Annotated in this window: 18 protein-coding genes; 7 read left to right on the top strand and 11 right to left on the bottom strand. The window is 63.8% G+C overall.

Annotation, left to right across the window (positions count from 1 at the left end; translation table 11 throughout):
- Window positions 1-5: 5 nt before the first annotated feature.
- Window positions 6-740 carry an IclR family transcriptional regulator domain-containing protein gene (locus DEF76_RS14590; RefSeq protein ID WP_114913917.1) on the bottom strand — a complete coding sequence of 245 codons (735 nt, stop codon included), beginning with the start codon at window positions 738-740 and terminating at the stop codon, window positions 6-8.
- A 212-nt stretch (window positions 741-952) separates the two neighbouring features.
- Here DEF76_RS14590 and DEF76_RS14585 point away from each other — a divergent pair, with 212 nt between their 5' ends.
- The 5 genes from DEF76_RS14585 to DEF76_RS14565 are packed head-to-tail and all read left to right on the top strand — an operon-like array spanning window position 953 to window position 6,048.
- Window positions 953-2,200 carry an aromatic ring-hydroxylating dioxygenase subunit alpha gene (locus DEF76_RS14585; RefSeq protein WP_205216017.1) on the top strand — a complete coding sequence of 416 codons (1,248 nt, stop codon included), beginning with the start codon at window positions 953-955 and terminating at the stop codon, window positions 2,198-2,200.
- A 3-nt stretch (window positions 2,201-2,203) separates the two neighbouring features.
- Window positions 2,204-2,677, top strand: coding sequence for an aromatic-ring-hydroxylating dioxygenase subunit beta (locus tag DEF76_RS14580; RefSeq protein WP_114912941.1), 474 nt, complete (start codon window positions 2,204-2,206; stop codon window positions 2,675-2,677).
- Window positions 2,677-3,660: a PdxA family dehydrogenase gene (locus tag DEF76_RS14575; RefSeq protein WP_114912940.1), complete on the top strand. Its 984-nt coding sequence runs from the start codon at window positions 2,677-2,679 to the stop codon at window positions 3,658-3,660. Before DEF76_RS14580 ends, DEF76_RS14575 begins: the two co-directional genes overlap by 1 nt.
- Complete coding sequence (locus tag DEF76_RS14570; RefSeq protein ID WP_114912939.1) at window positions 3,657-4,655, top strand: 2Fe-2S iron-sulfur cluster-binding protein; 999 nt, start codon at window positions 3,657-3,659, stop codon at window positions 4,653-4,655. Before DEF76_RS14575 ends, DEF76_RS14570 begins: the two co-directional genes overlap by 4 nt.
- A 34-nt stretch (window positions 4,656-4,689) precedes the next feature.
- On the top strand, window positions 4,690-6,048 hold the full coding sequence (locus tag DEF76_RS14565) for an MFS transporter (RefSeq protein ID WP_114912938.1): 1,359 nt from the start codon (window positions 4,690-4,692) through the stop codon (window positions 6,046-6,048).
- 168 nt (window positions 6,049-6,216) lie between these two features.
- Here DEF76_RS14565 and DEF76_RS14560 read toward each other — a convergent pair whose 3' ends face one another.
- The gene (locus DEF76_RS14560; RefSeq protein WP_114912937.1) at window positions 6,217-7,056 is read right to left on the bottom strand and encodes an IS5 family transposase; all 840 of its coding nucleotides are present in this window, start codon (window positions 7,054-7,056) and stop codon (window positions 6,217-6,219) included.
- 35 nt (window positions 7,057-7,091) lie between these two features.
- Window positions 7,092-7,745, bottom strand: a complete 654-nt coding sequence (locus DEF76_RS14555; RefSeq protein ID WP_114912936.1) for a HEPN domain-containing protein — start codon at window positions 7,743-7,745, stop codon at window positions 7,092-7,094.
- 96 nt (window positions 7,746-7,841) lie between these two features.
- Between DEF76_RS14555 and DEF76_RS14550 the strand changes: the two genes are divergently transcribed.
- A protein-coding gene (locus DEF76_RS14550; RefSeq protein WP_408842260.1) for an IS630 family transposase occupies window positions 7,842-8,910 on the top strand; the annotation gives its coding sequence in 2 pieces (ribosomal slippage) (window positions 7,842-8,335 and window positions 8,334-8,910; 1,071 coding nt in all).
- Here DEF76_RS14550 and DEF76_RS14545 read toward each other — a convergent pair.
- The 8 genes from DEF76_RS14545 to DEF76_RS14510 form a co-directional block, all read right to left on the bottom strand.
- Window positions 8,799-9,614, bottom strand: a complete 816-nt coding sequence (locus tag DEF76_RS14545; RefSeq protein ID WP_240319018.1) for a DUF2493 domain-containing protein — start codon at window positions 9,612-9,614, stop codon at window positions 8,799-8,801. The two genes, DEF76_RS14550 and DEF76_RS14545, sit on opposite strands and share 112 nt — an antisense overlap.
- Window positions 9,615-9,977: 363 nt before the next feature.
- Window positions 9,978-10,406, bottom strand: coding sequence for a toprim domain-containing protein (locus DEF76_RS14540; protein ID WP_205216016.1), 429 nt, complete (start codon window positions 10,404-10,406; stop codon window positions 9,978-9,980).
- Window positions 10,370-11,248 carry an alpha/beta hydrolase gene (locus DEF76_RS14535; protein WP_114912934.1) on the bottom strand — a complete coding sequence of 293 codons (879 nt, stop codon included), beginning with the start codon at window positions 11,246-11,248 and terminating at the stop codon, window positions 10,370-10,372. Before DEF76_RS14535 ends, DEF76_RS14540 begins: the two co-directional genes overlap by 37 nt.
- Before the next feature lie 5 nt (window positions 11,249-11,253).
- Window positions 11,254-11,928 carry a hypothetical protein gene (locus DEF76_RS14530; protein WP_162800675.1) on the bottom strand — a complete coding sequence of 225 codons (675 nt, stop codon included), beginning with the start codon at window positions 11,926-11,928 and terminating at the stop codon, window positions 11,254-11,256.
- A gap of 156 nt (window positions 11,929-12,084) precedes the next feature.
- Window positions 12,085-12,426: a hypothetical protein gene (locus tag DEF76_RS14525; protein WP_114912932.1), complete on the bottom strand. Its 342-nt coding sequence runs from the start codon at window positions 12,424-12,426 to the stop codon at window positions 12,085-12,087.
- Between the two features lie 18 nt (window positions 12,427-12,444).
- On the bottom strand, window positions 12,445-13,299 hold the full coding sequence (locus DEF76_RS14520; protein WP_114912931.1) for a hypothetical protein: 855 nt from the start codon (window positions 13,297-13,299) through the stop codon (window positions 12,445-12,447).
- A 138-nt stretch (window positions 13,300-13,437) separates the two neighbouring features.
- Window positions 13,438-13,878, bottom strand: coding sequence for a strawberry notch C-terminal domain-containing protein (locus DEF76_RS19725; RefSeq protein ID WP_205216015.1), 441 nt, complete (start codon window positions 13,876-13,878; stop codon window positions 13,438-13,440).
- A gap of 63 nt (window positions 13,879-13,941) precedes the next feature.
- Window positions 13,942-14,958, bottom strand: coding sequence for a tyrosine-type recombinase/integrase (locus tag DEF76_RS14510; RefSeq protein WP_114912930.1), 1,017 nt, complete (start codon window positions 14,956-14,958; stop codon window positions 13,942-13,944).
- 209 nt (window positions 14,959-15,167) lie between these two features.
- Between DEF76_RS14510 and istA the strand changes: the two genes are divergently transcribed.
- Window positions 15,168-16,685, top strand: a complete 1,518-nt coding sequence (gene istA, locus DEF76_RS14505; RefSeq protein WP_408842839.1) for an IS21 family transposase — start codon at window positions 15,168-15,170, stop codon at window positions 16,683-16,685.
- The last annotated feature ends 8 nt before the right edge of the window (window positions 16,686-16,693 follow it).

Raw genomic sequence — 16,693 nt, 5'->3', positions numbered from 1 at the left:
GGATTCTACAAGGCGACGCCCAACATGCGGGCGTGTTCGCGTAGAACCGGGAGCAGTTCCTGCCGCATCTGTGCCACTGACAGCCGCGCGGAGGAGACGCTCACGCTCATGGCGGCAACGACTTGGCCGCCTGCGTCACGCACCGGAACCGCCATCGAACGCATGCCTAGTTCCAATTCCTCGTCACTCACGGCCACCTCGTCCGCCCGTGCGCGATCCACTGCGTCCAGGATCGCCTCGACCTCGACCAGCGTTTTGGGAGTGCGCTGGGCGCGGGAGGCGACTTCGATGAGGATGCGGCCCTCGGTGCGCGACAACGCGGCCAGCAGCACGCGCCCGGTTGCCGAACACCACACCGGCAAATAGGCGCCCACGCGCACGCCGGTGGACACAATGCGGCGCGCTTCCGCGCGCGCGACAAACAGCACTTGCGCACCCTCGCGAACGGCAAGGGACACGCTTTCGCCAGTGGCATCTCGAGCAGCGGCAAGGATCGGCCGTCCGGCTTCAACCAACGGGGTGTTGCCGAGATAGGCGGCGCCCAGGCGCACCAGCCGTGGCGCGGGACGGAACAGCCGGCCTTCCTGTGTCACATACCCAAGGGCCGAAAGCGTCAGCAGGCAGCGCCGCGCCGCCGGACGGGTGGTGTCGGAGAGGCGAGCCGCCTCCGCTACGGTCAATGCCGCGTGTCCCATTCCGAATGCCTCGAGAATGGCGAGCCCCTTGGCCAAGCCGGCCATGCCTTCCGCCGCGCGCGGCGGGCGGGTTTGGCCGGTGGCCGATACCGGGTTGACAGGTGCGTCCTCGGGCGTAAAAAGAGTTCGTATAGCGACCATACGTTCGTTATGCGAACGGCGATCGCCGCTGTCAAGAACCGGCGACGCCAAGACCCCTTGCACACCCATGCGACACATAAGCGCGCGCGCTACATAAGCGGAGGAGGATGTTCACTATGCCCGATCAGACGGTGCAGGATGCGGCTCGCACTTGGCCGCTGGAGGGATTGGCCCGCGTTCCCTACTGGGTGTTTCAGCGTGACGACGTCTATAGCCGCGAGCAGACGCGCCTGTTTCAGGGGCCCTATTGGCATTTTCTCTGTCTAGAAGCAGAAATTCCGGAACCCGGTGATTTCCGTACCACCCATGTCGGGGACACACCGGTAATCGTCGCGCGCGATCAGGATGGCGAAATCTACGTCTTCGAGAATCGCTGCGCGCATCGCGGTGCGCTCATCTGCCTGAAAGATCGCGGTCGGGCCAAGGATTTCAGCTGCGTCTATCATGCATGGACCTATGATCTGCGCGGTAATCTCACCGGCGTCGCGTTCCGCGAGGGCATCAAAGGCCAAGGCGGCATGTCGCCCGGCTTCCGCATGGAGGACCACGCACCCCGTCGGCTGCGGGTGGCGCTGGTGCATGGGCTGGTGTTCGGCAGTTTCTCCGACGAGGTGCCGCCAGTCGAGGAATATCTCGGCGAGGAGATCCTCGGCCGCATCGGCCGCGTCTTCGCCGGCCGCACGCCGGTGGTGCTCGGCCGCTTCACGCAGATGCTGCCCAATAACTGGAAACTCTACGTGGAGAACGTCAAGGATTCGTATCATGCGAGCATCCTTCATCTGTTTTTCACGACCTTCCAGTTGAACCGGCTCTCCATGAAAGGTGGCATCATTGTCGATCCGACCGGCGGGCATCACGTCAGCTGGTCGGCGGTGGACCACACCGTGCAGCGTGACGCCGAATACGCAAAGCAGAATATCCGCTCCGACAGCGGCTACACCCTTGCCGATCCGTCCCTGCTTGACGGCTTCGCCGAATTCCCGGACGGCGTCACCTTACAAATTCTCTCGGTCTTCCCGGGCTTCGTTTTGCAGCAGATCCAGAACTCGATCGCCGTGCGACAGATCCTGCCGCGCGGCACCCACCGCACCGCGCTCAACTGGACCTATCTCGGCTTCGCCGAGGACGCGCCAGAGCAGCGCCGGGCGCGGCTGAAACAAGCCAATCTGGTCGGGCCGGCAGGCTATATCTCGATGGAGGATGGCTGCGTCGGCGGCTTTGTCCAACGTGGTATTGCCGGTGCGGCGGAGGAATGCGCCGTGCTGGAGATGGGTGGCACCACCGCCGAGAGCAGCCCAAGTCGTGTGACCGAAGCGTCGGTGCGCGGGTTCTGGAAAGCCTATCGCAACGGCATGGGGCTATAAGCCATGAACCCCGTGGATATCTATCACCTCATCAGCCAGACGCAGGCGGCGTATGCGCGCTGCATCGATGATGGCCGCCTGGAGGACTGGCCGGATTTCTTTGAGCCGGATTGCCTGTATCGCATCACCACCGCCGACAATTACCAGCAGGGCTACGAAGCCTCCATCATTCACGCGGACTCCCGTGGCATGCTGCAAGATCGTGTTTCGGCCCTGCGGGATGCCAATATCTACGAGCAGCACCGCTATCGCCATATTCTTGGCGCGCCGGCGATCCTTTCGCAGGATCGGGCGGAGGCGCGGTGCGAGACGCCGTTCATGGTCGCCCGCATCATGCAAGACGGGGCCACCGATCTCTTCGCCACTGGTCGTTATCTCGATCGCTACCGTCTGGCAGATGGGCGCGCTTCTTTGGTCGAGCGCATCGTCGTCTGCGACAGTTCGCGCATCGACACATTGCTGGCGCTGCCGCTCTGATGTCGCCTTCGGTTGTCGCGGTCGCCATCGGTGACCCGAACGGGATTGGGCCGGAAATTGCGGTCAAAGCCGCCTTGCAGCTTGCGCGGGCAGCGGGGCCGCGCGTGGTGCTGGTCGGGGATCCGTTCGTCATTCGCGCCAGCGCTGCGCGCGAGGGCGCGGGGCTCGCCCTGCGCGAGATCGGCGATACCCTGCCGCCGGCGGATACTGTGCTCGACATTCTGCCGGTCGCGGCGCTCTCGCCCGCCGCCTTTCGCCCAGGGGAAATGGCGGCGGACGCTGGCCGCGCGACCGTTGCTTATGTCGAAGCCGCCGCGGCCTTCGTGCGCGCGGGGCATGCCGACGCGCTCGTCGCGTGCCCGCACTCCGAAACCGCGGTGAACGCGGCGGGTATCCGCTTTTCCGGTTACCCGAGCCTGCTCGCGCGGCTGGCTGGCCTGCCGGAAGACCGCGTGTTTCTCATGCTGGTGGGCGGCGGTCTCCGCATTGTCCATGCGACGCTGCATGAACGCCTGCATGATGCCTTAGCGCGGCTGACACCGGAGTTGGTGGTTGCGACCGGGCTTGCGGCGGCGGCGGCGCTGCGCCGGCTCGGCATCGCGATGCCCAAGCTCGGCATGTTCGGCATCAATCCGCATGCCGGAGAGGGCGGGCTGTTCGGCCGTGATGACGACGTCATCACCGCCCCCGCGGCCGAACAGTTGCGAGCAGCCGGGATCGCGGTCGTGGGGCCGCTCGGCGCCGATCTGTTGCTGGGGCAGCGAGATTGCGATGCTTTCATCGCCATGTACCATGACCAAGGACATATCCCTGTAAAACTGCTCGCCGGCCGCGGCGCCGCCGCGCTGACGATCGGCGCCGGACTGATCTTCTCCAGCGTCGGGCACGGCACCGGCTTCGATATCGCAGGCCAGGGATGCGCCGATCCCGCCGCAGTGCTGCGCGCCATCGCCCTTGTTACCGGCACGGAGTATCTTGCATGAGCCACCGGGTTCGCATCTCCGGCCGCGATATCGATTTCGCTTGCGAGGCGGAGGAAACGGTGCTCGATGCCGCCGAACGCGCCGGCTACACCCTGCCCTATTCCTGCCGCAAGGGGGTCTGTTCCTCATGTGAGGGCGGCCTTGTCGATGGCGAGGCATTGCAGCGGGGACATGGCACGATCTCCGGGCCACGTGGTGGTGTGCTGTTCTGCCAATTGCGCCCGCGCTCAGACCTCGAGATTGCGCCCAAGCGTATCGAATCTCGCACCCCCCCACCCACCAAACAAATTGCCGCTTTCGTCTTTCGCAAGACGCGCCCGGCGCCGGATGTAACGATTTTGCATCTGCGCTATCCTGCGAACGAGCGCGTGCGTTTCCGCGCCGGCCAGTATCTTCAGGTACTGCTCGAAGACGGCACGCGCCGCAACTACTCCATGGCCGGACCACCCCAGGAGTCCGACGGAACCAAGCTGCACATCCGCCATATCGCCGGCGGATGTTTCTCGGATCGCACACTGGCCAGGCTCACGACCGGCAGCCGATTGCATATCGAGATTCCGTTCGGCACCTTTTTTCTTCGCGCGGAAGGGAAAGAGCGGCCTACCATCCTGCTCGCGAGCGGCACCGGCATGGCGCCAATCGCGTCGATGATAGAGGACACGCTGCGCCGTGGCGCCGATCGTCCGCTGGCACTCTATTGGGGCGTGCGGCGAGAGGAGGATCTCTATCTCGGCGATGCGCCCGCGCGCTGGCAGCGGCGCCTCCCTGATCTCCGCTTTGTCCCGGTACTCAGCGAGCCCGGTCGCGGTTGGCGCGGGCGGAGAGGTCTTGTTCATCGCGCCGTGCTCGAAGATCATGCGGATCTGTCGGGGCATGAGGTCTACGCGTGTGGCAATCCGGCGATGGTCACGGCAGCGCGTGAGGATTTTATCAATTGTCGCGGGCTGACGGCAGAGGCGTTTTTCGCGGATGCCTTCGTGCCTTCGGGCGGATAGCGCCGATCGTAGCAGGCAAGAGGGAAGCAAAAGAATGCCGGACATTGATCTTCCAGCCCTGCTCGATGGGCGGCGGATGAACCGTTTCCAATGGAATGTTGTCATACTCTGCGCCCTGGTACTGTTTCTCGATGGCTTCGATACGCAGGCGATCAGCTATGCGGCCCCACTGATCGCTCAGGAATGGCATCTCGCGCGCGCCAGCCTCGGGCCCATCTTCTCGGCAGCGCTGGCCGGGTTGATGGTCGGGTATCTGGCGATCGCGCCACTTTCGGATCGGTTCGGCCCCAAGCGTCTCATTGTTGCGAGCACAGCCCTATTCGGTGCGCTGACATTATTGACCGTGTGCGCACACACCGTGACGCAGTTGATCGCTTTGCGTTTCCTCACCGGCCTATGGCTGGGTGCGGCGGCGCCAGGGGCGGTGGCGCTTACCGGCGAATATAGCCCGCAACGCCTGCGCGCTACCTTCGTGCTGTTGATCTATTGCGGCTTCTCGCTTGGCTTCGTTGCGGCTGGTGCGCTCGCGGCACCGCTCCTCCATGCCTACGGGTGGCGTTCGCTATTCTGGGCGGGCGCCCTGTTGCCTTTGCTGCTCTGTCCCATCCTCTGGCGTACGCTGCCGGAATCGCTTGACTTTCTCCTGCGCCGCGCCGCGCCGGCGGAGCGCATCGCGCTCGTGCTGCGCCGGCTCGAACTCACTCTTCCGTCGTCAACCCACGGAGAAACGATCGTGGCGCCGGTGGTGGGTGTGCTCGGGTTGCTGCGGGGCGGCTATGCCGCCGGCACCTTGCTGCTATGGATCATCTTCGCGATCAATCTCGGCGCGTTTTATCTCTTGCAAAGCTGGCTGCCGGCGCTGCTCATGGGCTTGCATCGTTCTCTCGACGTGGTAGCCACCGCGACGGCGCTGAGCACCGTCGGCGGCATCGTTGCCGCCTTCGTGGTCGGCCCAGCCATGGACCGCTTCGGTGCCAGCGCTTCGCTAGCGGTGCTGTACGCGGTAGGCGCGGCCGTGGTCGGGTTGCTCGGCCCGTCCCTGTCAGCCACGCTGTGGGTGCTGCTGGCTGCGAGTTTTGGCGCCGGGTTCTGCATCAGCGGCGGGCAGAAGAGCGCCATCGCCATGGCGACGGTGTTCTACCCGGCATCGCTGCGTTCGACTGGCGTTGGTTGGGCGCTGGGCGTTGGCCGGACGGGAGGCATTGCCGGGCCGCTGCTGGCCGGTTTTGTGCTCAGTGCAGGTTGGACGCCGAACTGGCTATTTGGTGTCGTGGCACTGGCAATGCTTCTTACCGCCACTGCGACCGTGGCGCTCGGTCGTGTGCGCCGCGGTATGTCCGTTTCGAGTGCGGTAGCGTCAAGCTCCGAGATTTTCTCGTCGGTGGGGGAGTAAAGCGACGTCACGGCGCGTGCGCTACAAGGTTTCATCGCGGTAGGGACACTCATTTCTGAGCGCCCCCTCCCCGGCACAGAACCGTACGGGCAGGTGAGATCAATCGCTCACTCGCGTTCTTCTCGATATCAGGCGGAATACGCTGCGTCTTAGAGCCCGACTCGAATTTTAAATCTGACCGGCTTTCGCCCTCGCCAGCCTTCGCATGAGAAGGAAAGCCAAGGCCAATTGCAACCACGCGAGAGCGGATTCGATAGTCGCCTCGAAGTCTTTTGACAGACGGCGCGAGCGATTGATCCAGCCGAGCGTCCGCTCGACGACCCATCGTTTCGGCAGCACGACAAATCCTTTCACCTCTTTATCGGTTCGCTTGACGACGGTGATGGAAATACGGCTCGCCTCGAAGGCTGCGCGCTGGGCTTCATCACCCTGATAACCCCCGTCGACGAAGGACATTTTCACCCACGGGCTCTTGCGATGCACGGCTTTCAGCAGCGGCGCGAAAGCGTCGCGGTCCTGCACGTCGGCGGTCGTGATCTGGCATTCGATGGGCAGACCGATCGTGTCGACGGCGAGATGGCGCTTGCGGCCCTTGACCTTCTTGCCCGCATCGAAACCACGAGGGCCGCCGGCTTCCGTCGTCTTGACCGACTGGCTGTCGACGACAACCGCCGTCGGCGCGGCTTGACGGCCTTCCGCCTCGCGGGCGTCCATCACCAGAACGCTGATGATTTGCGCCCACAAGCCGCTGTCGCGCCATGCGTAGAAGCGGTTTTGCACGGTCGTGAACGGCGGAAAATCCTTTGGCAGATATCGCCACGGGCATCCGCAGCGGATCAAATAAAACAAAGCGTTGAGAATGACCTGGGCATCCGTCGGCTTGCGTCCGCGCCGTTTGGCCGGCGGCAGCAGCGGCGCGATCAGCGCCAACTCGGCCTCCGACATATCGCTTGAATAGCGCGCCCGAATGACTTCATACTTCGCCCGATCGGCCTCGTTCCAAGGCATCGCGAATCTCCCAAAGTTGTCGCAAACCAAGGGAATCAAAGGCCGCGAGGCCGGTCAACCAATTTTAGGTCAGGCTCTAAGGCATGAGCAATTGCATTGCGGCGCTCAAAGAAGTCTTCCATCTGGGATAACAACCTGCCATGCGCCTTGCCGGGTTCCGCTTCGCCAAACAGGTCGAGCATTGGCTGCTTGTCCGAGAGCTTGTTGCAGACGTCGCCTAACCCGCTGACTTTGAAAAGGCCATTTATCTCCCCAGGCCGCATGTTGTTCTCGTTGTGGATTAGGTCGCGGTAGATGTCCTGAGTTAGGTCGCCTTTACAGAATTCGTGGATCACTGTGAACCGCGCCTGCGCGGCACCGAACACATTCTCCCTACCCACACCAGAGTCGTTGCCGCCGAACCGCATCTTCGACAGGCCGTCCATTGTTCGCTTCCAAGCTGTGGAAGCAAGTTTAGGGGGCAGTTTTTCGAAGGACGCCGTATTGGTCACGATTGCCCTCGCATATTGGCGGGCCATCTCGCGAACGAACTCCTCGAAGGTGGCAGCAACTAAAAGCGTAGCGGAGTTCGCGGCGGCAATACGCGCCTTCCCTGTCTTCTGCGGATCACTGAAGGTTACGACCAACGATCGAATTGCATTCAGGTCATCAATAAATTCTTCAGTAATGACCTGAAAGGTGCTGGCCACCAGCCTTATACCAACCTGAGGTTCCGTTGACTCGAATGTGAGTTGGCGCGGCTCGGGCGGGTATGATTCGCTGAGCTTCCCCGGAGGAGGCTTGCGATGACGGTAGCGATAACGCGTTTGGACTTGTCGGCTATGGCGCTGCGCGAGCGGGCGGCTCGTGCGACGGATGCGAAAGTTTCGAGGCGGCTGCTGGCGATTGCTCTTGTTCTCGAAGGCTGGTCTCGGCGCGATGCGGCCGAGGCTTGTGCCATGGACCGCCAGACGCTGCGCGACTGGGTGCACCGTTACAATGGATTGGGACCTGACGGACTGGGCGATGCGCCGCGCCGCAACGGACCGCCACCCCGATTGTCGGCTTCGCAGCAGGCGCAGATCGCGGCATGGGTCAGGCAGGGCCCGGACCTGGAGCGTGACGGCGTGGTGCGGTGGCGCTGTGTCGACCTGCAGCGACGGATCGAGACCGAGTTTGCGGTTACCCTGCACGAGACGTCGATCAGCCGACTGTTGCGGCGGCTCAAGTTCACGCGGGTCCAGCCGCGTCCGTATCATCCGAAGAAGGACGCTGCGGCACAGGACATTTTAAAAAGACTTCGCTGACCTGGTAGCGGCGGCGATCCCGGTCACGGCGGCCCGTAAGCCGATCGAGGTGTGGTTCGCCGATGAAGCCCGTGTCGGTCAGAAGGGAACCCTGAGCTATGTCTGGGCAGAGCGGGGTTCCCGACCACTGGCGGTGCGCGACAATCGCCATGACTCCGCCTATCTGTTTGGTGCCGTCTGCCCAGAACGTTGTATTGGTACCGCCATCATCATGCCGGCGGTCAACAGCGAGGCGATGGCCGAGCATCTTCGCGAAATCAGCACGCAGGTCGCGCCCGGTGCGCACGCCGTGCTGGTGCTCGATGGCGCCGGCTGGCATCAAGCCGGCGAACGTTTGCCGGTGCCCGACAACATCAGCCTGCTATCGCTGCCGCCCTATTCGCCAGAGCTCAACCCAGTCGAAAACATCTGGCAATTTCTGCGCAGCAACTTCCTAAGCCATCAGGTCTGGAACAGCTACGACGAAATCCTTGCCGCCTGCCGAAACGCCTGGAACAAGTTCATGCAAATGCCAGAACAAATCGCTTCGATCACCCAACGAGACTGGATCAAAGAGGTCATTGGATAGGCAGGTTGGTATAACAGCACCATGTCCGCATGCTTGCGGTGCACCTGGTCGAGCACCGCCCAGATGCGCGCGTGGTCATTGAAATCGACCCCGCCGGCGAAGGCGATCCGTGGCCCGGCGGGCAGCAGCACCTCGGTCTCGGCGCGGCGCTTGGCGGCGATGAAGTCGCGGCTGTCGATCATTGCGGCGGTCAGGGCGCGGTGGTTGACCATCGATCCCGCGCGCGGGCGCCAGGCCGAGCCGGTGTGGTGTTCGAACAGCTCTGCGGCCTGGTCGCGGAGAAGCTCGAAGGCGTTGCGTCGCTCGATCAAGGTCAGCCCCTCGGCGATCAGGCGCTCCAGCTCGACCGAACGGATTTCCGAGCCGTCCTGTTCCTGCTGGCTGCGGCGCTGCCGGTCCTCGTTGGCGTCGAGCTCGCGCTGCACGCGCTCGGACGTGCGGTGGAACAGATTGACCTGCGACCAGAGCAGATCGGCGAGGTCTGGTTCCAGCCGCGTCTCGGAAAGGGTGGCGACAAGGGCGTCGAAGATGTCGGCCAGCGCGCCTTCGAGCCGTGCGACCTCGGGCAATGGACGCGGGTCCGGGTCGTCCTGGTATGGACGATGGCCGTAGAGCTGCAACTCGTCGAGGAGGCGGGCGGTCGGGGATGCGGCGTGGGCTGGCTCGGCGTTGTCGGGGTGCTCGGAAAGGCGGTCGGTCGCCATGATCAGTGTCCTCGTTCGGCTGGCCACGCCCATCGCGGCCTTCACGGCGATCCCTTGGCCGGGGCCGGGCCGGGGCTGCACCGCCAAGCGCCGCGCGGGCGGCCGGAGCGCAGCGGAGGACGGCGAGCGGCGGCTATTTTGCCTCGCGATGCAAAGCGCTCCCTTTGGCCGGGGTCCCCATCGCGCTGGCGCGATGGGGTGGCGAGCGCGGCGGAAAATAGTCGCCGCCCGCCGTTGCGTCCCCGGCCCGGTTCTGGCCCGATCGCCGCTCTCAGAAGGCCGTGGGCACGGCCCGCTCCCGGACACGAGGCACACCGGCGACCGGCGGCGCTCTTCCGCCGGCGCGCTGCGTTGCCAGGCCTCTCAGACTGAAGCCACAGGCTGGGTGCCGCTCGATGCAAAGTGCTCGGCGTCCTCTGGGGCGAGTTGGCCCCGCAGCCGTGCCAGCAAAGCGTCGGCGCCGCAGCGGCGCAGGTCGGCGTTGAAATCGTTGGTCACCGGCCAGAGGACGCGCGCCTCGATCCCAGCCGCTCTGGCCGGGTCGCGCAGGCGCATCGCCGCATGACGCCCAGCCGCGTCGTTGTCGCGCGCGATGTAGAGGCGGCGCAGCGCCGGCGGCAGGATCAGGGCGGTGAGGTGGTTGGCCGAGAGCGCCGCCGCCATCAGCATGTCGGGCAAGACGCATCGCAGCGACAGCATCGTCTCGATGCCTTCACCCGCGACCGGGACACGGGCGCGCCCGCTGTGCGCCGCCATCATCGGTAGCGGGTGGAGAGGATCGCCGCCGACCATGCGGCGCGCCATTCCGCGAAGGCCCAGTTCGTCGGCACCGGCGTCGTTAGCGGCGGGACATATTGCGGGCAGGGCAGCGCCGCCACCGCTGGCGGCTGCTGCGGCAGGTAATCCCCGTGGCCGTAGTCCCAGGGATTGGGGATCTGCCAGCCAGCGCTGACCTTGCCCCCCAAGGTGGAGGGCGGCCCCTCTCGTCCCAAGGCTGCGTGCCAATAGGGACATCCGCGCGTGAAGACACCGGCGGCCAGGTTGCCGAGCGGAAACGCGAGCGCCAGCACGGCGTCATGATACGACGCCAGCACCGAGATATCCGCAACCGCTTGTGCGGCCCTGGCGTATTCGCCGGAGAGGCAGGTGTCGTCGATCGCCCCCGCCATCAGCAACAGCCGCCGGATCGGCGGGTGCCTGCGCCCGGACTCAGCGATCTTCTGGATGGTCTGCAACACTACGCGCGCACCCAAGCTGTGCGAGGCGAAGTTCAGGGACGTGGCAATTTGAAATTTATCCAAAATGAAATCGGCGAGGTGATCGCCGGTGGCGATCGCCTCGTTGCCCTCGATCGCATAGTCGATCCCAGGCAGCCAAACCGAATCCCCTGGCCAAAGAACGCCGATATAGACGACGCTAGGCGGTAGCGACTGCCACGACTCCCAGTTACCGAGCGCCTGGCGACCTTGCGCGCGATCGACATTGAAGCCGTGGGTGACAAACAACACATCCTGCCCCGCTACTGCCGCGAGCAGGTCGTCGGCCGATCGCCTGTTGGCTTGCTGGAAGATCTGGACCTCATCTGCCACGCCGCCGCCTTGCGGCAGCGCGCGCAGATCGAGAAACCACGTCATCCCGCCTATCTCCTTAGGATCTGCATTGCGCGCACACTGGCTTGCAGTGCCGAGGCGAGGTCCTTGGATACCGGCGCCAGCGGCGCGGCCAATAGCCCGGCAATGAACGCCTCGAGCCACCCGATCTTGTCTGCGCCCAGCGCCCAGTTGCCGAGCAGCGCGAGCACGACGGCAACCGCCGCCGCGGCGATCTTGGAGCCATTGCGATAGGCTTGGTCAGCACGCTGGTAGCCTTCTTCAAGCAGGGTGGTCAGCAGCAGGTCGAAGCGACCGGCCGCGTCCTGCTCTGCGTGGTCGAGCGCTTCACCTGTCGCATACTTGGCAGCGATGCTCACGAGCTTCGCCCGGTCAACTCCAGTCCTGGCCGCGAGACTCGGAGCGTTTTCCGGATCAAGACGGAGCTTTACCAAAGTCTTCGCGATGGAACGCTGGTCAGCGAGCGCCATTCCGTTCAGCCAATTGGCAAACAGCGTCGCCCGCACCGATCGAAGCCCGAGAGGATTGTCCTCGTCCTTCGCATCGACCGCAGGTGGGTACAGGCGCGCCAACACCCGATCGACATGGCCGAATCCCCAGCGCGAAATCCCACCAAGTACAGCCTTCGATGCATCCACCAGCGCGAATGACGCGGTACCCAGGCTTCCGATCGCGAGCACGGCATCGGGCAAACTGATGGACATCATTCCTTCCCCTCTACGGACAGGGTGCTGGGTCGATCATGGCGATTGTTGAACGGAGTGGCATGGGGTGGTGAAGCCGCATCGTTGTGGCGAGGGCTTTGGCGGCGATCAGACTGCGGATCGTCAGACGAATCCTGATGAAGCTCGCCTCTCGCTTCACGGCACCGCAACCAAATGGGCGATCTCGGCGAGAGCGCCGATGATTTTGCCTGCGATGGCGACATCGGCCACTGTGGCCTTCACACTTTCCTTGAACTGCTGAAGCGTTGCATTCGCAGCGACAACCTTTTTCTTCGCCGCGACCAAGGCCTTGTTATCTTCGGCCATCAGCTGAGCATTGATCTGCACCCGCAGGTTATAGGCCAGGCCGATTTGTGTCTTGAGAGCGGTGGCATTGGTGCCCTCCGCCGCCAACCACGCATCGGTCAAAAGATGGATGTAGGTGGTGAGGGCGTTGATCCTGGGGTCCACCGTCGGACTGGCGGAATCGTTGGGCATGACCGTCCTGTTCCTATCTTAAGGGGTCGGCAGTTGCTTCTGTAGGCCTTGGTAGTAGCTGACCGCGGCTTTTGCCCGTTCGAATGCATCCTGGGCATCCGTCCAGAGAGTGGGCTTGACGTCAACAATGTCGCCGTTGGCCTTGACCACCGCATCCCAGGCGGCGGCGGCCGGGGCGGGGTCGGCCGGGATTTGCAGGCTCGCGAAATCGCTGTCGATCTGACGTAGGGCGAGGTAGGCCTGCGCCTTGGATGAGTAGCGATCGTTCAGAATTGCCACTTCCGTCTTGACCCGCGCCGCATCAATCTCATCGTTGGCGTTGGTCGCAGACATCAGGTTGATGTTCTCCCTTTTGAATATCGCAGCAATGCATGCGAGATGCGACTGGATCGAGCGTGCCGCCTGTTGCAGTTCGCGTGACGTGGAATAGTCGATCAGGGTCTGGCCGATGCCATCGATCGCCGTCTCGACGATATTTGATGTATTGGGCGACAGGCCGGCGTCTTTCGCCCATGATCCAATCTTGCCCTTATCGGTGGCGATGGTTTTCAGGTTCTGGCCAATCGCTTTCGCCGAGCTACCGAGCGCCGTTTCCTGGCTGCCGCCCGCCAGCGAAGTCATCAGTTGGCCATAGGCGGCAAGTCCCTCGAGAACGCTCCGGCGAACCTCCAACTCCTGGGGCGGTATCGGTGGATCCGCCCTCGGAATCCCCCCGCGCAGCGCCTGCGCGTCTGGCTTCGCCGTTACCCAATCGGAGCGATAAAGCGCGACCTTACGATTTTGCACTGCGCTGTCTGCGTTGGTGTAAATCGCCTGCTGCGCATCCGTCGCAGCGGTGACGGCCGCGCCCAGCCTTGTGGCCGGCGCCTGCAATTGCGGTAAAGTCGTGCATGCCGGCAGGAGGCAGACACTGAGCAGAGCGAATGGCCGAGATCGGAACCGGCACCGCAATGGCGTCGACCTCACCACTGTTCCTCCCCGCCGCTATTCCCAATCTGAAAAAGTTAGCGTTCATATTACGACATCGCAAGTTCTTATTTTGGGGGTGCCGGCGAAGGCCCGCGACAGCGGTGCCCGGTTATGATCACCATCGAAAGACTGTTGGGATCGAATTCGGCAGCGGGCGACCTTGCGCACCACGCGCCGCGACCGCCCGGTGACCTCGGCAACCTGATCGGTACCGAAGCGCTGGACGATCTGATCGAGCGCGCCCTGCACCGCCGGCAGGGCGGCGAGGTGCTCGATCATCCGATCCCGCCGCTCCACCGCCTCGCGCGACTGCACCGGCTGGCCGTCGCGGAACACCGGGCGGGAAAGCAAATTGCCCTCGCTGTCGGTGAATATCTCGAAGAGCTGCGTCGGGAAGCCGTGCGCCAGGTAGTCGAGAACGTAATATGCCGCGTCGGCATTATGCAGAGCGCGGCGCTTCAACTCGTTGATCTTCTGTTCCATTTTGTGATCTCCACTTGGCATAATCATGGGTCTGCCCGGCGTTGTTTCTTCGATGGTCGCTATTCAGACTTGCTGATTTCGGGGATTGGTTGCCGCGGCGAGAACGGCCATCAGCTTGTCCGACGGCTTTCTGAACCGCCCGGGCTTGATCAGCGGTGGATGATGGGCGTCGAGAAGCGCAAGCTTTTCGTTCGGGTCGGCCCGTAGATACATCTCGGTGGTCTGGATGCTGGCGTGGCCGAGCCAGAGGGCGACCTTGCGGACGTCGCCGGTCGCCTCAAGCGTGTGCATGGCGCAGCTGTGCCGCAACACGTGCGGGGTGACGCGCTTGCTCGCAATCGACGGCGCGGCTGCCGCAGCTGCGGCGACATGCAGCCCGAGCCTGTATGCGAATCCATCGCGGCTCATGCGTTGGCCGTCCCGGTTCAGGAACAGTTCGGGGCCGTGATCGCCTGGGCGAACCGCCAGCCAAACGCGCAGCGCGGTCTGGGTTTCTTTCCAGAGCGGCAGGATACGTTCCCACCTTCCCTTGCCGAGGACTCGCACGCTCGAAAGCGACCTGTCGGGGAAGTCTTCCATCCGCACCGCGAGAAGTTCGGATGCTCGCAAACCCGCGGCATAGGCGAGATGGAGCATCGCTCGGTCGCGCAGACCGCTTGGCGTGTGGGCATTAGGCGCTGCAAGCAGTGCCTGAATTTCTTCCCGCGTCAGATAATCGATGAGCCGGGTGTCCGTTCGCTTGACCGGCAACGCGCGGATCATCATTGCCTGTTCGAGGCAAGCCGGTCGGCGCTGCTCGACGAGGCGAAAGAACGCCTTGATCGCCGCCAGCCGCGCATTGCGAGAACGGGCGGTATTATCACGTCCTTCCTCGATATGCTCAAGAAACGCCCTCACCAGTCCGACATCGAGATCCTCGATCATGAGTTCGGAGGGCTGCCGCTTGAGCCGAGAGGCGGCGAAACGCAGCAAGAGCGTGAACGCATGCGCGTAGCTGGCGATGGTATGCGGGCTGGCGCCACGTTCGTTCGGAAGGTGGTTTCGCAAGAACGCAGAGAGGTCGGGAGCGAGCGGGGTCATGCTGCGCTGCAGATTCCGACGGAAGCCGGCCGGGGATTCCGATTTGATGTCGGCCAGCGTTCCGATTTGAAGCCGGCCACCATTCCGATTTAATTCCGGCCACCTGGCGGGGATTTTTCAGCGTTTTCGGCTGGGTCAGCAACTCGGGCAACTGTCCTCTCGTTACCATCAACGAGGAGGGCTGGATGCCGGCGAAGAGAGAGCTGACGATGCGGCAGATACGACAAACCTTACGGCTGGCCAGTGACGGCATCAGCGCCAGGGCGATGGGGCGGATGCTGGGCGTGGCGCGGAGCACGATCCAGGACAATCTGAAGCGGGCGCAGGCAGCGGGGCTGGCGTGGCCGTTGCCGGCCGACCTCAGTGATGCGGTTTTGGAGGAGCGGCTGTTTGCCCGCAGCGGCGCGCCGCGGGGGGTGCGCCGGCGCGCCGAGCCGGTCTGGAGCGAGCTGGTCTGCGAGCTCAAGCGCCCGGGCGTGAACCTGATGGTGCTGTGGGAGGAATATCGCGCCGGGCATCCGGAAGGGTACAGCTACAGCCGGTTCTGCGATTTGTTCAGGGAGTTCGAGGCACGGCTGTCACCGGTCATGCGCCAGGAGCACCGGGCGGGCGACAAGGTGTTCGTCGATTATTCCGGCAAAAAGTTGGGCATCACCGATCCCGCAACTGGCATCGTGCGCATGGCGGAGATTTTTGTCGCGGTGCTGGGCGCGTCGAACTACACCTACGCGGAGGCGAGCTGGACCCAGACGCTGCCGGATTGGATCGGCGCGCATAGCCGCATGTTCCGGTTTTTTGGCGGCGTGCCGCGGCTGATCGTGCCGGATAATCTGAAGTCCGGCGTCAACAAGGCGTCGTTCTACGATCCAGAGATCAACCTGAGCTATGGCCGGATGGCCTCGCATTACGGTGTTGGTGTTTTGCCGGCCCGGCCGCGGCGCCCGAAGGACAAGGCGAAGGTGGAAGCCGGTGTCCGCTTTGCCCAGAGCTACATTCTGGGCCGGTTGCGCCAGCAGACTTTCTTCTCTCTGGCTGAAGCCAACCAGGCGATTGCCGGCATGGTGGAGCGGATCAACGCGCATGTCATGCGCAGGCTCGGCGTCAGCCGGCGGCATTTGTTCGAGACGATCGAACGCCAGGCTTTGGCGGCATTGCCAGAGACCGACCATGAGTTTGCGGAGTGGGGTTTTGCCCGCGTCTCGCTGGATTATCATGTCGAGGTCTGCGGCTTTTTCTACTCGGTGCCGCATCAGCTGATCCGCCAGCAAGTCGATACCCGCGCCACCGAGCGGATGGTTGAGATCTTCCACCAAGGCAAGCGGGTCGCGGTGCATCAGCGCCGCTATGGCGGTCCAAGGCACGGCACTGCCCCTGAGCATATGCCGAGCGCGCACCGGCGCTACGCCGCATGGACGCCGGAGCGGTTCCGCTCATGGGGCGCATCGATCGGCCCGCAGACCGAGGGGCTGATCATCGCCATCCTCGCCAACCGGCCGCATCCGGAACAGGGGTTTCGGACATGCCTTGGCATCCTGCGGCTGTTCAAGGAGTTGGACCGTCCGCGCGCCGAGGCGGTGGCGGCCCGAGCGGTCGCCTTTGGCGCGTTCAACTACAAGAGCATTGCCTCGATCATCGCCAGCAAGCTCGACCAGACGGCCAGCCCGCCAGATGAGGCGCAGGCGGTGCTGACCCACAGCAATCTGCGCGGCGCCGAATATTTTCACTGATTTCCACT

Origin of the sequence: Acidibrevibacterium fodinaquatile (assembly GCF_003352165.1) — a bacterium.
In the GTDB taxonomy this organism is placed as follows: domain Bacteria; phylum Pseudomonadota; class Alphaproteobacteria; order Acetobacterales; family Acetobacteraceae; genus Acidibrevibacterium; species Acidibrevibacterium fodinaquatile.
This window is presented reverse-complemented; position numbering and strand designations above follow the sequence as displayed.